Source organism: Streptomyces sp. NPDC007901, assembly GCF_042959465.1.
In the GTDB taxonomy this organism is placed as follows: domain Bacteria; phylum Actinomycetota; class Actinomycetes; order Streptomycetales; family Streptomycetaceae; genus Streptomyces.
Genome location: NZ_JBIBKW010000020.1, coordinates 186,321 through 203,032, shown reverse-complemented (window position 1 = coordinate 203,032; position 16,712 = coordinate 186,321). Strand labels below are relative to the sequence as shown.

The following is a 16,712-nucleotide window of genomic DNA, read 5'->3' as shown; positions in this document are numbered from 1 at the left end:
CCGGCGCGGGTGGATGAGTTGGATGCCTGGGTCGACATGGTCGCCGGGACGGCCGGTGCCGGGGAACCGCTGATCGGCCACCGTCCGCTGGACCCCACCGTCGACACGACGTCCACCCTGCGCCTGCTGTCCTGGTCGCTACCGACGGAGGAGGCAGCGGTGCTCGTAGGCGAGACACCGCGGGTGTTCCACTGCGGGCTGCACGAACTGCTGTTGTCCACGCTGGCCGGTGCGGTGACGCACTGCCGCCCGAACCCAGGGACCGGCGTCGGCATCGGCTCCGACGGGTTCCTGGTGGAGGTCGAGGGCCACGGGCGTGAGCCGTTGTCGGAGGGAATGGACCTGTCGCGGACGGTGGGCTGGTTCACCGCGGCCTACCCGGTCCGCTTGGACGCCTCCGGAGTCGACCTTGCCGAAGCCGCCGCCGGTGGTGCGGCCGCCGGTGCGCTGGTGAAGCGGGTGAAGGAGCAGGTGCAAGCGGTACCCGGGGACGGGCTCGGCCATGGCCTGCTGCGTCACCTGAACCCGGAGACAGGGCCGGTGTTGGCGGGTCTGCCGGTGCCGCAGGTCGGGTTCAACTACCTGGGCCGGTTCGCGGCCGCCGGTGCCGGGTCGGACGTGGTCGTGCCCTGGCAGACGGCCGGGGACACGGCCGTGGGAGGCGCTGCCGATCCGGGGATGCCGGTGCTGCACACGCTCGCTGCGGGTGCCGTGGTCGCGGATACCGCGAGTGGCCCGGAGCTGACGCTCACCCTGAGCTGGCCCGCGGCGCTGCTGGACGAAACCGACGTGGAGGAGTTGGGCCGGGCCTGGCTCGGGCTGCTGTCGGGCCTCGCCGCGCACACCGCCGGTCCCCAGGCCGGCGGTCACACCCCCTCTGACTTCTCACTCCTCGATCTCGACCAGGACGAAGTCGACGACCTCGAAGCCATAGCTGCCGAACTCGACGAAGGACGGTTCCTGTGAAGCCCCCGAAGCCCCTCTCGACGCACGCCAAGGGATCCGCTCTCGCGGAGGTGTGGCCGCTCTCGCCCCTCCAGCAAGGGATGCTCTTCCACTCCTCGTACGACGACGAGGGACCGGACGTCTACGGCCTCCAGTGCGTCCTCGGCGTGGACGGCCCCCTGGACACCGAGCTATTCCGCGCGTGCTGGGAGGCTCTGATCGAGCGCCATGCCGTCCTGCGCGCCAGTTTCCAACGGCGCAGGTCCGGAGAGGCAGTGCAGCTGATCTCGCGGAGTGTTGTGCTCCCTTGGGGCGACGTCGACCTGTCGGACCTCGGCGAGGAGGAGGCCCTGACCCGGTTCGGGCGGCTGGCCCGCGAAGAGCGGGAGGACAGGATGAACCCCGCCTCCCCGCCCTTGCTCCGGCTGCTGCTGGCCCGGCTCGGGGAAGCCCGCCACCGCCTCGTCGTGACGACTCATCACATCCTGCTGGACGGCTGGTCGATGCCGGTGCTCCTCGACGAGCTGGAGGCGATGTACACGGCGGGTGGTGACATCCGGGTACTGCCCCCGGTCACCTCCTACCGCGACTACCTGTCGTGGCTCGGCCGTCAGGACCGGGAGGCGGCGCGCGCTGCGTGGCGGGAGGAACTGGCCGGGGCGGAGGAACCGACCCTGGTCGCACCCCAGGCGGCAGGCGGGGTCGAGGTCTCAGTGCTGCCGCGGGACCTCGTCCTGGATCTCCCCGAGGAGACCACCACGCGGTTGCGGGAGTTGGCCCGCGGCCGGAACCTCACGCTGAACTCGGTCGTGCAGGGCGCATGGGCGCTGGTCCTGTCCCGGTTGACCGGACGGAACGACGTGGTGTTCGGCGCGACGGTGTCGGGGCGGCCGGCGGATCTGCCCGGTGCCGAGTCCATGGTCGGCCTGATGATCAACACGCTGCCGGTACGGGTGCCGCTGGCCGGCGGACAACCGGTGCTGGACATGCTCGCGGACCTGCAGGCGCGGCAGTCGTCGCTGATGCCGCATCAGCATCTGGGCTTGAGCGAGCTGCAGGGGCTGGCCGGGCCGGGAGCGACGTTCGACACCCTCGTGGTCTACGAGAACTACCCGACCCCGCCCGACGGGGCGCCCGCGCCCGGCACCATCTCCTTCACCCGCATGGATGCGCACGAGGCCACCAACTTCCCGCTGACCGTCGGCATCGTCCCCGACGTCGGACTCCGGATCGTGATGACACACAGGCCGGACCTCTTCGACGAGGAGGCGGCGGCCCGCGTCGCCGGATGGCTGATACGGGTGCTGGAACAGGTGGCGGACGAGCCGACGCTACGGGTGGGCGACATCGATCTCCTCGACGGGCCCGAGCGGTCCGTAGTCGTAGAGGAGTGGAACGCCACGGCGCGGGACGGAGTTCCCGGCACGGTGCTGGAACGGTTCCGCGGTTGGGTCGTCGGCACGCCGGACACGGCGGCGTTGTGGTTCAGCGACCGACCGCTGTCCTACGGCGAGTTGGATGCGCGGTCGGATGCGTTGGCGCGGGGTCTGATTGCCCGTGGGGTGGGTCGTGAGTCGCGGGTGGGTTTGTGTCTGCCGCGTGGGGCCGAGATGGTGACCGCGATTCTGGCGGTGTGGAAGGCGGGCGGGGCGTACGTTCCGCTGGATCCGGAGTATCCGTCCGATCGGTTGTTGTTCATGGTGGACGACAGCGGTGCGGAGTTGGTGCTGGTCGCGGAGGAGACCGTGGACCGGTTGTCGGCTGATGTGGAGACTGTGCTGCTGGGCGAGGTGGGGACCGACTCGGGTGAGCTGCCGGACGTCGCCTCTGAACAACTGGCCTACGTCATCTACACATCGGGGACGACGGGTCGTCCGAAGGGTGTGGCGGTGGAGCACGCCTCCGTGGCCAACCTCGCCTCGGCGATGGGTCCCGTTCTCGGTGTGGGACCGGGGCTTACGGCGTTGCAGTTCGCGTCGTTCAGTTTCGACGCGGCGGTGCTGGACGTGGCCGTGACCCTCGCCGGCGGGGGCACGTTGGCGATCGCCACGTCCGAAGAGAGGCAGGACGGCTCTGCCCTCGCCGCGATGATCGACTTCAACGGTGTCGACAGCGCGAGTGTGGTGCCGTCGTTGCTGGGCGCCCTGGAGCCGAAGGCGGTTGCCGGGGTGCGGAACTGGGTGCTGGGTGCGGAGCGGTTGGAGGCCGGTCTGGCGGCGAAGTGGCGTGCGGGTGCGCGGGTGTGGAACACCTACGGCCCGACGGAGGCCACCGTCATCACCGCCGCCGTCCTGTTGGAGGAGGGCATCACCGGTGAGGACGCGCCACCGCCGATTGGCCGTCCGCTGCCGAATGTCCGTACCTACGTGCTGGATGCGTTCTTGCGGCCTGTTCCGGTGGGTGTGGCGGGGGAGTTGTATATCGCGGGTCTGGGTCTGGCCCGTGGTTATATCGGTCGTGCGGATCTGACGGCGGAACGGTTTGTCGCGTGCCCGTTCGGTGATGGCGGGCGGATGTACCGCACCGGTGACCTGGCCCGGTGGACTTCGGACGGGCAGTTGGAGTTCGTGGGGCGTGCGGACGCGCAGGTGAAGATCCGCGGGTTCCGGGTGGAACTCGGCGAGGTCGAGGCCGTCCTTGCCGCGCACCCGCGGGTCGAGCGGGCCGTGGTGGTGGTTCGTGACGGTCGGCTGATCGGATACGTCGTCGGGGACGTGGACGTCGAGAGGGTCCGGGCCTTCGCCGCAACTCGCCTGCCCGAGTACATGGTTCCGTCGGCGGTCGTCGTACTCGACGCGTTCCCGTTGACCGTCAACGGCAAGGTCGACCGCTCCGCCCTGCCGACGCCGGAAGCCGCGGTGAGTGCCGGTCGGGCTCCGGAGACGCCTGCCGAGAAGGTGTTCTGCGCCCTGTTCGCCGAGGTGTTGGGGCTGGAGGAGGTCGGGGTCGGGGACGGGTTCTTCGAGTTGGGCGGCGATTCGATCATGTCGATGCAGCTCGCTTCCCGGGCCCGTGCCGCGGGGTGGACCGTTTCGCCGCGGCAGGTGTTCGAGGAGAAGACGCCGGAACGGTTGGCACTGGTGGCGGTCGCGGTGTCCGGTGGGGCGGCTGGGCAGAGGGCGGAGACGGGTGTCGGTGAGGTGCCGTGGACCCCGGCGATGCGGTCGATGGGCGCACACGCGCTGCGGGGCGAGTTCGCGCAGTGGACGGTGCTCGGTGCGCCGGCCGGGCTGGGCGCGGATGTGCTGGCGTCAGGCGTGGAGGCGCTGCTGCGGGCACACGGGATGCTGCGGGCCCGGACCGGGAGCGACCTTCGGACGCTGATGGTTCCGGAGGCAGGTGAGATCGACGCGTCCGGGCTGGTGGTCCGGGTGGATGCCGCAGGGGCTGCTGAGGGCGAGTTGGACCGGGTGGCGGTGGATGCCGCTCGGCCTGCGGTGGCGCGGTTGGATCCGGCGGCGGGTGTGATGTTGCAGGTGGTGTGGGTGGACGCCGGGCCGGGCCGGATCGGTCGGATTGTGCTGGCGGCTCATCATCTGGCGGTCGACGGGGTGTCGTGGCGCGTCCTGGCGCAGGATCTGGGAACCGCGTGCGAGGCGGCGGCCGTTGGCCGGCGACCGGTCCTCGAACCGGCGCCGACCTCCTTCCGCACCTGGGTTCGGGAGTTGGAGCAGTCGGCGGAAGACCCCCAGCGGGTCGAGGAGCTGGCGAAGTGGGTTGAGCTGGTGGGCACCGCCGATGAGCCGCTGGTCGGCCGTCGCGCGCTGGACCCGGCCGTCGACACGGTTGCGTCTTTGCGGCGTTGTTCTTGGTCGGTTCCGGTGGGTGAGTCCGCGGTGCTCGTCGGTGAGGTGCCGGGGGTGTTCCACTGCGGTCTGCATGAGGTGTTGCTGGCGACGCTGGCCGGTGCGGTGGCGGGGTGGCGGCCGGGCTTCGGGGCTGAGGCGGGTGGGTTCCTGGTGGAGGTTGAGGGGCATGGCCGTGAGCCGTTGTCGGAGGGCATGGATCTGTCGCGGACGGTGGGCTGGTTCACCGCCGCCTATCCGGTACGGCTGGACGCCTCCGGTGTGGACCTGACGGAGGCTACGGAAGGCGGTGCGGCGGCTGGTGCGCTGGTGAAACGGGTGAAGGAGCAGGTGCAGGCGGTGCCCGGGGACGGGCTGGGCCATGGCCTGTTGCGTCACCTGAATCCGGAGACGGGGCCGGTGTTGGCGGGTCTGCCGGTGCCGCAGGTCGGGTTCAACTACCTGGGCCGGTTCGCGGCCGCCGGTGGTGCCGGGGCGAGTTCGGTCGAGCCGTGGAAGTCGGCCGGAGACACGGCCGTCGGTGGCGCTGCCGATGCGGGGATGCCGGTGCCGCATGCGCTCGACGTGGGTGCCGTGGTGGCGGACACCGCGAGTGGTCCTGAGTTGACGCTCACCCTGAGCTGGCCCGCGGCGCTCCTGGACGAGACCGACGTACAGGAGTTGGGGCAGGCCTGGCTCGGGCTGCTGAACGGCCTCGCCGCGCACACCGCCGACCCGTCGGCCGGCGGCCACACGCCCTCCGACTTCTCACTCCTCGATCTCGACCAGGACGAAGTCGACGACCTGGAGGCCGATTTCGCCGACGACCACCGCTGATTTCCGGCCACTGACCCTCGGCCCCCGTCCCCCGACCCTCGACCACCGCTCACTGCCGACCAACCCCCACAGCTCCGTCCGCGCCACCCGCCCCACCGCTCTGTCCCTGCCGCCGAACCGAAGTTGCGAACCGCTGTGAGGAGACGTACGCGATGACCCGGACCCGGACCGCCATCGAAGACATATGGCCGCTGTCGCCGCTTCAGGAGGGCCTGCTGTTCCACGCGTCCCTCGGGGACGAGGCCTTGGACGTGTATGCGGGCCAACGGGCCCTGGCCCTCGACGGACCGCTCGACGTCGACCGTCTCCGCCGCTCCTGGGAGGGCCTGATCGCCCGCCATGGGACCTTGCGGGCCAGCTTTCGCCGGCGCAAGTCGGGTGAGGCGGTGCAGGTCATCGCGCGGGAGGTGGAGCTGCCATGGCGTGAGGTCGATCTGAGCAGCCTGCCCGAGGCCGATGCGGAGGCCGAGGCGGCCCGGTTGTCCGGGGCCGAACTCGCGGACGGCTTCGATGTCGCGCGGGGTCCGTTGCTGCGGTTGCTGCTGCTCCGCCTGGGCGAACGGCGTCACCGACTGGTGCTGACAACCCACCACATCGTGCTCGACGGCTGGTCGTTGCCCATCCTGGTGAACGAACTGGAGGTGGTGTACCGGGCGGGCGGGGATGCTGGGGCGCTGCCTCCGATCAGGTCGTACCGCGACTACCTGGCCTGGCTCGGCCGTCAGGATCGGGACGCGGCGCGTGCCGCGTGGCGGGAGGAGTTGGCGGGGGCGGAGGAGCCGACCCTGGTCATGCCGGCGAACCCGGCCCGGCTGCCACTGCGGCCCGAGACGGTCGTCGTCGAGTGCGATGCGGAATTGACGCGGGCGCTGAACGACGTGGCCCGTCAGGGTGACGTCACCATGGCGACGGTGGTCCAGGGTGCGTGGGCTCTGGTGCTGGCCCGCCTGTCCGGACGGCAGGACGTGGTCTTCGGGACGACGGTTGCCGGGCGGCCGGCGGATCTGCCGGGTGCGGAGTCGTTGATCGGGTTGTTCATCAACACCCTCCCCGTGCGTGCCCAGTTGGCCGGTGATCTGTCGGTTGCCGACCTGCTGTCCGAACTCCAGGACCGGCAGGTGAACCTGATGGGCCATCAATACCTCGGGCTGGCCGAGATCAAGCAACTTGCGGGACCAGGCGCCGAGTTCGACACGCTCGTCGTCTACGAGAACTACCCGCACTCCGCCGCTCCGGCACCGTACGACCCGGACACACTCGTCATCGGGCCGGGCGGCGCCCCGCAGGACGCCAGCCACCATCCACTGGGGCTGATCGTCATCCCTGGCGAGCGGATGGAACTGCACCTCGACTACCGCCCCGACCTCTTCGACGGGGCCCGTGCCGAAAGCGTGCTGGCCTCGCTGGTGAGGGTGTTGGAGCAGATAGCGGCCGATCCGCAACTGCGGCTGAGCGACATCGAGTTGCTGGACGAGGCTGAGCGGACCGCGGTCGTCGAGGAGTGGAACGCCACCGCACAGGAGGTGGACGCGTCGACGGTGCTTCAGCGGTTCCGTGGGTGGGTGGCGCGGACGCCGGATGCGACCGCGTTGTGGTCCCGACAACACGCCCTGTCCTACGGCGAGTTGGATGCGCGGTCGGATGCGTTGGCGCGGGGTCTGATTGCCCGTGGGGTGGGTCGTGAGTCGCGGGTGGGTTTGTGTCTGCCGCGTGGGGCCGAGATGGTGACCGCGATTCTGGCGGTGTGGAAGGCGGGCGGGGCGTACGTTCCGCTGGATCCGGAGTATCCGTCCGATCGGTTGTTGTTCATGGTGGACGACAGCGGTGCGGAGTTGGTGCTGGTCGCGGAGGAGACCGTGGACCGGTTGTCGGCTGATGTGGAGACTGTGCTGCTGGGCGAGGTGGGGACCGACTCGGGTGAGCTGCCGGACGTCACCTCCGATCAACTGGCTTACGTCATCTACACATCGGGGTCGTCGGGGCGTCCGAAGGGTGTGGCGGTGGAGCACGCCTCCGTGGCCAACCTCGCCTCGGCGATGGGTCCCGTTCTCGGTGTGGGACCGGGGCTTACGGCGTTGCAGTTCGCGTCGTTCAGTTTCGATGCGGCGGTGCTGGACGTGGCGGTGACGCTGGCTGCTGGGGGCACGCTGGCGATCGCCACGACGGAGGAGCGGCAAGATCCGTCCGCTCTCGCGGCGATGGTCGAGGCGGCCGGTGTGGTCACGGCGAGTGTGGTGCCGTCGTTGCTGGGGACTCTGGAGCCGAAGTCGGTTCCAGGAGTGGGCAATTGGGTCCTGGGTGCGGAGCGGCTCGAAGCCGGTCTCGCGGCCAGGTGGCGTGAAGGCGCCCGCGTGTGGAACACCTACGGCCCGACGGAGGCCACTGTCATCACCGCCGCCGTCCTGTTGGAGGAGGGCATCACGGGTGAGGACGCGCCACCGCCGATTGGCCGACCGTTGCCGAATGTCCGTACCTACGTGCTGGATGCGTTCCTGCGGCCTGTTCCGGTGGGTGTGGCGGGGGAGTTGTACATCGCGGGGGAGGGTCTGGCCCGTGGCTACATCGGCCGCTCCGACCTGACGGCTGAGCGTTTCGTGGCCTGTCCTTTCGGTGACGGTGCGGGGCGGATGTATCGCACCGGTGACCTGGCCCGCTGGACTTCGGACGGGCAGCTGGAGTTCGTGGGACGTGCGGATGCGCAGGTGAAGATCCGCGGGTTCCGGGTGGAACTCGGCGAGGTCGAGACGGTGTTGGCCGCCCATGCACAGGTCGAGCGGGCCGTGGTGGTGGCCCGCGACGGACGGCTGATCGGATACGTCGTCGGGGACGTGGACGCCGAAACGCTGCGGGCCTTCGCCGCCACCCGCCTGCCCGAGTACATGGTCCCGTCGGCAGTCGTCGTACTCGACGCGTTCCCGCTCACCGTCAACGGCAAGATCGACCGCTCCGCCCTGCCCGCTCCCGACCTCGGAGCGGGCGGTTCCCGGGGTCCGGAGACGCCTGCGGAGGAGGCGTTGTGCGCCCTGTTCGCGGAGTTGCTCGGGGTGGAGGAGGTCGGGGCGGAGGAGAGTTTCTTCGCGCTGGGCGGCGACTCGCTGCTGGTGATGCGGTTGATCGCGCGGGTGCGGGCGGAGCTGGATGTGTCGGTGGGGGTACGCGAGGTGTTCGCGGATCCGACGGTGGCCGGGGTGGCACGCCTGGTCGACCGGGCCGGGGCGGCCGCCGGCGCGCCGCTGCGCCGCCGGGAACGTCCGGAGCGGGTGCCGCTGTCTTTCGCGCAGCAGCGGATGTGGTTCCTCAACCTGATCGAAGGCGCCGACGGCGACGGTGCGGGGGCCGCCGCCTACAACCAGCCGTTCGCCCTGCGGCTGTGGGGCCAACCGGACGTGGCGGCGCTGGAGGCGGCGCTCGGCGACGTGGCGGACCGGCACGAGAGCCTCCGTACGGTCTTCCCCGACGTGGAGGGAGTGCCGTACCAGGAGATCCGCGAGGGGGCCGAGGGCCGCCCCCGGCTTCGGGTGATCGAGGCCGGCGCGCGCTGGCGGGACGCGATGGCGGAGGAGACCGGGCGCGGATTCGACCTCGGGGCCGAACTGCCATGGCGGACGAGCCTGTTGAGGGTCGCGGAGGAGGAGTGGGTCCTGCTGCTGGTGTCCCATCACATCGCCTCCGACGGCTGGTCGATGGGCGTCCTGGCGCGGGACCTGAGGACGGCGTACCGTGCCCGGCACGGCGGCCGCCCGCCGGAGTGGGAACCCCTTCCGGTCCAGTACGCGGACTACGCGCTGTGGCAGCGGGAGGTGCTGGGCGAGCTGGACGACCCGGACAGCGCGGGGGCCGGTCAGATCGCGCACTGGAGGCAGGCGCTGGGCGGGGCGCCGCAGGAGACGGCGCTGCCCTTCGACCGCCCGCGCCCGGCGACGCCCTCGTTCCGCAGTGGTTCGGTGCCGGTCGGGGTGGACGCGGCTACGCATGCCCGGTTGGCGGAGTTGTCCGCCCGGAGCGGGGCGACCATGTTCATGGTGGTGCATGCCGCGCTGGTGGTGCTGCTGGCGCGGATGGGCGCCGGGGAGGACGTCTGCATCGGCACACCGGTGGCCGGCCGCTCGGACGCTCAACTGGAGGAGCTGGCAGGGTTCTTCGTCAACACCCTGGTCCTGCGGACGGACTTGGCGGGGGATCCGTCGTTCGCCGAGATACTGCGGCGGGTGCGGGAGTCGGACCTGTCGGCGTACGCGCACCAGGACGTGCCGTTCGAGCGGCTGGTCGACGAGCTGAACCCTGCGCGTTCCGCGGCCCGCAACCCGTTGTTCCAGGTGATGCTGGCGCTGCAGAATCTGCCTGAGGCGCAGTGGGACCTCGACGGCCTGACCGTCCAGGCGGTTCCGCCGGCACAGGCCCCCGCGGCCCGCTTCGATCTCTCCCTGTCGCTGAACGAGCGCCGCTCGGACAGCGGCACCCCGGCCGGTCTCGGCGGCGGGATCCTCTACTCCGCTGACCTGTTCGACGAGCGGACCGTACGCCGTCTCGCCGAGCGACTGGCGCGGGTGCTGGAGCAGGCCGCAGCCGACCCCCAAGTCCGCCTGAGCGCCTTTGAGTTGTTGGACGAGGCTGAGCGGTCCGCGGTCGTCGAGGAGTGGAACGGCACGGCGCGGGATGTGGACGCGTCGATGGTGGTGGAGCGGTTCCGTGGGTGGGCGGTGCGGACGCCGGATGCGACTGCGTTGTGGTTCCGGCAACAGGCTTTTTCCTATGGGGAGGTGGATGCGCGGTCGGATGCGTTGGCCCGCGGGCTGGTTGCCCGTGGTGTGGGGCGTGAGTCGCGGGTGGGGCTGTGTCTGCCGCGTGGGGTCGAGATGGTCGTGGCCATGCTGGCGGTGTGGAAGGCGGGTGGGGCGTACGTCCCGTTGGATCCGGAGTATCCCTCGGACCGGTTGTTGTTCATGGTGGCCGACAGCGGTGCGGAGTTGGTGCTGGTCGCGGAGGAGACCGTGGACCGGTTGTCGGCTGATGTGGAGACGGTGCTGCTGGGCGAGTTGGGGACCGACTCGGGTGAGCTGCCGGACGTCACCTCCGATCAACTGGCTTACGTCATCTACACGTCAGGGTCCACCGGTCGTCCGAAGGGTGTCGCGGTCGCGCATGCCTCCGTGGCGCACCTGGCGTCGGTCATGCGTCCCGTCCTGGGAGTGGAACCCGCAGTGACAGCACTGCAGTTCGCGTCGTTCAGCTTCGACGCGGCGGTGCTGGACGTGGCCGTGACTCTCGCCGCCGGGGGCGCGTTGGCGATCGCCTCGCCCGACGAGCGGCTGGACGGTGCGGCGCTGGCGCGCATGGTCGAGGCGGCCGGGGTCGAGGTGGCGAGCGTGGTGCCCTCCCTGTTGCGTGCCCTGGAGCCGAAGTCGGTTGCGGGGGTGGGGAATTGGGTGCTGGGTGCGGAGCGGCTCGAGGCCGGTCTCGCGGCCAGGTGGCGTGCGGGCGCCCGTCTGTGGAACACCTATGGGCCCACCGAGGCCACCGTCATCACCACCGCCGTGCTGCTGGAGGAGGGCATCACCGGCGAGGACGCACCCCCGGCCGTCGGTCGGCCGCTGCCCAACGTCCGTACCTATGTGCTGGACGCGTATCTGCGGCCCGTGCCCGCGGGTGTCACCGGGGAGCTCTACATCGCCGGTTCGGGTCTGGCCCGGGGCTATGTCAACCGGCCCGAGCTGACCGCGGAGCGGTTCGTGGCCTGCCCGTTCGGTGCCGGCGAGCGGATGTACCGCACGGGTGACCTGGTCCGGTGGCTGCCCGACGGTGACGGCAACCTGGCCTTCGTGGGGCGTGCGGACACCCAGGTGAAGATCCGTGGGTTCCGCGTGGAACTCGGCGAGGTCGAAGCCGTGCTCGCCGCCCACCCGGACGTCAGGACGGCCATCGCGACGGTCCGCGAGGATCGGCCGGGCAACCCGCGCCTCGTCGCCTACGTCCTGCCGGCCGACCCGGAGGGCGGGCGGAGTGTGGAGACCGGGAGCGTGCGCGAGCACGCCGCGACGCGTCTCCCGGACTACATGGTCCCCTCCGTCGTCGTGGTCCTCGACGCACTGCCCCTCACCGTCAACGGCAAGGTCGATCACGGCGCTCTCCCCGTCCCGGAGCTGGACGACGGCGCCTTGGGCCTCCGGCCCCGGACCGAGACGGAGGAACTGCTCTGCGCCCTGTTCGCCGAGGTACTGGGCATCGACCGGGTGGCCGCCGACGGCAACTTCTTCGACCTGGGCGGCAACTCCGCGCTGGCGATGCACCTCGCGGGCCGGATCCGGTCGGAGGCCGGTGTCGAGCTGGACATGAAACAGTTCTTCAGCAAGCCGACGCCGATCGGCGCGGCGCGCATCCTGGCCCTGAAGGAGCGGCCCCCGGTGGTCGCGGTCGAGCACGAGGGCGGTGTGGCGCCGGCGACGGCCGGGCAGCGGCTCGACTGGCGGCGCGCCGCGGCCAACTCCCGGACGCGGGCCCTGCAGTCGTCCGTGGCCCTGCGCCTGCGCGGCGAACTCGACCACGACGCCCTGCGGGCAGCGCTGGCGGACGTGGCGGCACGGCACGACATCCTGCATACGGTCTTCGCCGAGACCCCTGACGGCGGACTGGTCCAGCGGATCCTGGACGCCGACGACCCCGCCGCCGTTCCCGCCCTGCCGCTCGTCGAGGCGACTCAGGAGGAGCTTCCCGCCGTCCTCGCCGCCCGCGCCGAGCATCGCTTCGACCTCGGACGCGAAACGCCTTGGGTGTCCACCCTGTTCGCGCTCTCCGACACGGACCACGTCCTCCTCCTCGTCCTCCACCGGATCGGCGCCGACGACGTGTCCCGGGACGCTCTCGTACGCGACGTCGCCGTGGCGTACGGCGCGCGCCGCGAGGGCCGTGCCACGGAACGCGCTCCCCTGCCCCTGCAGTTCGCCGACTACGCGGTGTGGCAGAACCGCCGACTCGCAGACGCGGAAGCAGAGGCGACGGCGGCGGACGCCGAGGGGAGTGGGGTCGGCGACCAGATCGCGTACTGGAAGGAGATGCTGGCGGACGCCCCGACCGCGACCGTCCTCCCCACGGACCGGCCGCGGCCCGCCCGGCCGAACCACCGGGCCCGCTCGGTGCCGCTGCGCGTCCCGGCCGCGACGCACGCCCGCCTGATGGACGTGGCCCGACCGCTCGGCGCGACCTCGGCGGCCGTCGTCCACGCGGGTCTTGCGATGCTCCTCGCCCGGATGGGCGCGGGTACCGATCTGACGATCGGCGCCGTGACGCAGCGGCCGGCGGCCGGCGGTGAACTCGAAGCCGCCATGGGCCCGTTCGCCGGGTTGCTGCCGCTGCGCACCGACATCTCGGGCGACCCGACGTTCCGGGAACTGCTCGGCCGCGTCTGGGAGACCGCAGGAGAGGCCGACGTACGCGGCGACGTGCCGTTCGCGCGCATCGCCGAGATCCTGGGCGTCGCGGACGAGGCGCCTGGCGACCCGCATCCGCTCTTCCAGATCGTCCTGGACGTACGGGAGGACACCGCGGAGAAGTGGGACGTCCCGGCGTTCCCCGGCCTGAACACCTCGACGGTCGACCTCGGTGCCCCGGCGTCCGGGTTCGATCTGTCGCTCCGGCTGACCGACCGCTACCGGGACGACGGCGGACCGGGCGGCCTCGACGGCACCCTGGACTACGCCGAGGAACTGTTCGACCGGGCCACCGCGGCCCGCCTCGCGAAGCGGCTCGTCCACGTCCTCCAACAGGTGGCGGCAGATCCCGGACTGACCCTGAGCCGCATCGACATCCTGCTCGGTACGGCGGAGTTCCGGCGGCTGACCGAGGAGTGGAACCTGGGCGCGGCCCGGGTCCCGGACGGCACCGTGCTCCCGGCGCTCGCCGAGTCCGCGGCCCGCGATCCGCGTGCCGTGGCCGTCCGCGACCGGGACGGTCACCTCACCCGGCGCTCGCTGGACCGGGCGGCGGGCCGGCTCGCCGCGCGGCTGGACCGGCTCGGGGCGGGCGCGGGCGGTGTCGTCGTGGTGGCGGCCCGTCCCGGCACCGGCTGGGCCGTCGCCGTGCTCGGGGTGCTCAGGTCCGGTGCCGTGTGCCTGATCGCGGACCCGGACGACCCCGCGGGCCCGCTGGCGGCGGCCGCCGCGCTGGGCTGCGAGCGCCCGGCCGCGCTCGTCCGGTCCGGCGACGCCGCCGTGCCGGGGACGGGGACGGTGCCGGTACTGCGGGTGGAGGACGCGATCCGGGCCGGGAACAGCAGGCTGCGCCGCACCGCCACGGTCCGGGCGCCGTCGCCGTCCCAACCGGCGGTCGTACTCCCCGTGGAGGCACCGGACGGCACCCTGGTGGGCGAAATGCTGGATCACCGGTCCCTGCTCGGTCGGGTGATCGATCGTCAGGCGGCGTCCCCGGCAACGGGACCGGCCGACGGCGCGGTGCGTCTGGACGCGGCCGCACCCGTCGCCGAACTGCTCGTCGGGATGGTGGCCGTGCTGCGCGGCGGCGGCACCGTGGACGTGGGGGACACCACCGTCGTACCCGCGACGGAGCGGCCGGACCGTGAGCCGGCGCCGGCCGCCGTCCCGTTGCCCCGCACCGCGCGCGCCTACGTCCTCGACGCCTGGCTCCGGCCGGTCCCGGCCGGGGTGGCAGGCGACCTGTATGTGGCGGGCCCGTCCCTGGCCCGGGTGTATGTCGGCGCGCCGGCCCGTACCGCGGGCAGTTTCGTGCCCGACCCCTTCGGACCCGGTGGCGACCTGATGCTGCGCACCGGCCGGCGTGCGGCGTGGACCTCCGACGGACTGGTGGAGCCGCGCGCCGCGGAGGACGGCGGCGCCGACCTGTCGGCACCACGACGTGCCGGACGCCGACGCGACGACCTCGACGCGCTGCTGGCGCTGCGGCCCGGGGGCTCCCGCACACCGCTGTTCTGCCTGCACCACAGCACGGGCCTGGCCTGGTGCTACTCCGGCATCCTGCAGCACCTTCCGGAGGACCTCCCGGTCTACGGCCTCCAGACGCCCGCCTTCGCCGGCCGCGGGGCGATGCCGGACAGCATGGACGCGATGGTGGCCGGTCACATCGAGCGCATCCGCGCGGTGCAGCCCGAGGGGCCGTACCAGCTGCTCGGCTGGTCCTTCGGCGCGGTGCTCGCCCAGGCCGTCGCCACCGCGCTGGAGGAGCAGGGCCAACAAGTCTCGCTGCTGGCGCTGCTGGACGGATTCCCCGGCGGACACCGGGAGGCGGAGAGCACCCACGAGGAGGACGGCGACGGGGTGGACCGCGAAGGGCGCGTGGTGCTCAGCGGTCCGGAGCTGGGGGCGCCACTGGCCGATGCGTTCACACGCGACATGGAGGGGACGAAACAGCACATGATCGGGTTGGAGCGGCTGCACACACCCCGGCGCTTCGGCGGTGACGCGCTGCTGTTCCTGGCCACCGAGGGCGGTCTGGCCCAGATGTCGCTCGACGCGAAGCGCACGACCTGGGAGCAGTACATCGCCGGCCGCATCGACGGGATCGAGGTCCCCGCCAACCACATAGGGCTGCTGTGGGCCGAGAGCGCCGCGGTCATCGGGCGCGCGGTCGCGGAACGGCTCGTGGAGCAGCAGTCCGCGTCAGACACGTCGGACACGTCAGAAAGGCAGAACCCCGCATGACGCAGTCGTTCGAGCTACAGGTCGACAAGCGCCGGAGCCTGCTGGACCCGGTGCCGGAACTCCTGGAGATCAGTGCGCGGGCGCCGCTCTCCAAGGCGCCCGGGGGAATGCCCGGCTGGATCGCGACCGGCCGTGAGGTGGTGCGGCAGATCCTCGGTGATTCCGAGCGGTTCTCCAACGTGCCGCCCCCGGAGCCCGGCGGCCGCAAACTCGATCAGCACGAGGGCAGCCTGCTGCACATCGACCCGCCGGAGCACAGCCGGTTGCGGCGGCTGGTGGCGCCCATGTTCACGGTGCGGCAGATGCGGCGGCTGGAGCCGATGATGGAGCGGATCGTCGCGGATCACCTGGACTTACTGGAGCGGGCGGGACAACCGGCCGACCTGATGCGGCACTTCGCCCGGCCCGTGTCCGGCCTGGTCCTCGCCGAGATACTCGGCCTGCCCCGGGACGACCTGCCCGAGCTGTCCCGGCTGAGCGACTACCGGGCCGCCGGGCACAGCGCCCGCCGGAAGCCGGCGGCGACGGCGTACTTCAGGCACTTCGAGCAACTGGTCGCGGAGCAGCGCCGTCATCCGGGCGAGGGTCTGGTCGGGACGCTGATCCGGGAGCACGGGGACAGGGTGACGGACGAGGAGCTGGCCGGACTCTGCGAGGGCATCGCCAACGGCTCGATCGAGAACACCGCGGAGGCCATCGCCCTGGGCACCCTGGCCCTGCTGCTCCATCCCGAGCAGCTGGCCCTGTTGCGGGAACGGCCCGAGCTGATGGACCGGGCCGTGGAGGAACTCCTGCGCTACGTCTCGGTGGTGGCGGTCGTCTCGCCGCGCACGGCGCTGGTCGACGTGGCGATCGCCGGCGAGGTGATCAAGGCCGGCGAGGTGGTGTCGTGTTCGGTGCTCGCCGCGAACCGCTGCCCGCACGGCGACGGCCTCGCGGACGGCCTGGACATCGCGCGGGAGGAGTCCGCCAATCACCTGGCCCTGGGCCACGGCAACCACTTCTGCCTGGGTGCCGGGCTGGCACGCGTGCAGATGCGGATCGCTTTCACCGGGCTGCTGGAGCGGTTCCCCGGCCTGCGCCTCGGCGCCGGGGTGGAGGAACTGCGCTTCCGGCTGCTGGCTCCGCAGTTCGGCGTCGAGACGCTTCCGGTCGCCTGGTGACGCCGGTGACCGGCGCGGACGGGGGCGCGGCGCGCGTCGAGATCCGGGTCGACCGCGACAGCTGCGCGGGCTCGGGGGTGTGCGCCCTGTTCGAGCCCAGGTACTTCGACCAGTCCGAGGAGGACGGCCTGGCGCTGCCGCGCGTCCGCGAGGCGGCACCGGAGGCGCTGCCGGCGCTGCGCGCGGCCGCGTCCCGCTGCCCCGCCGGCGCCATCACGCTGGTGGCGTCCGACGCGCGGGAAAGTGCCGCCGGGGACCGGGCTGACTGAACGGTCGCGTGGGGCGCCCGTTGCAACCTCGGTGTGACCGGGTGC

Annotated in this window: 5 protein-coding genes; all 5 read left to right on the top strand. The window is 71.8% G+C overall.

What is annotated here, in order from left to right; all coding sequences use genetic code 11:
- On the top strand, window positions 1-966 hold a 966-nt coding region (locus tag ACFZDK_RS43465; protein ID WP_390981339.1), incomplete at its 5' end, for a condensation domain-containing protein.
- Complete coding sequence (locus ACFZDK_RS43460; RefSeq protein WP_390981337.1) at window positions 963-5,567, top strand: amino acid adenylation domain-containing protein; 4,605 nt, start codon at window positions 963-965, stop codon at window positions 5,565-5,567. The genes ACFZDK_RS43465 and ACFZDK_RS43460, both read left to right, overlap by 4 nt.
- Window positions 5,568-5,719: 152 nt before the next feature.
- Window positions 5,720-15,235, top strand: coding sequence for an amino acid adenylation domain-containing protein (locus ACFZDK_RS43455; RefSeq protein WP_390981335.1), 9,516 nt, complete (start codon window positions 5,720-5,722; stop codon window positions 15,233-15,235).
- A complete protein-coding gene (locus ACFZDK_RS43450; RefSeq protein ID WP_359227055.1) occupies window positions 15,232-16,398 on the top strand; it encodes a cytochrome P450 in 1,167 nt (388 codons plus the stop codon). The genes ACFZDK_RS43455 and ACFZDK_RS43450 overlap by 4 nt, the downstream gene beginning before the upstream one ends.
- Window positions 16,395-16,667, top strand: a complete 273-nt coding sequence (locus ACFZDK_RS43445) for a ferredoxin (RefSeq protein WP_390981332.1) — start codon at window positions 16,395-16,397, stop codon at window positions 16,665-16,667. Before ACFZDK_RS43450 ends, ACFZDK_RS43445 begins: the two co-directional genes overlap by 4 nt.
- Window positions 16,668-16,712 lie beyond the last annotated feature (45 nt).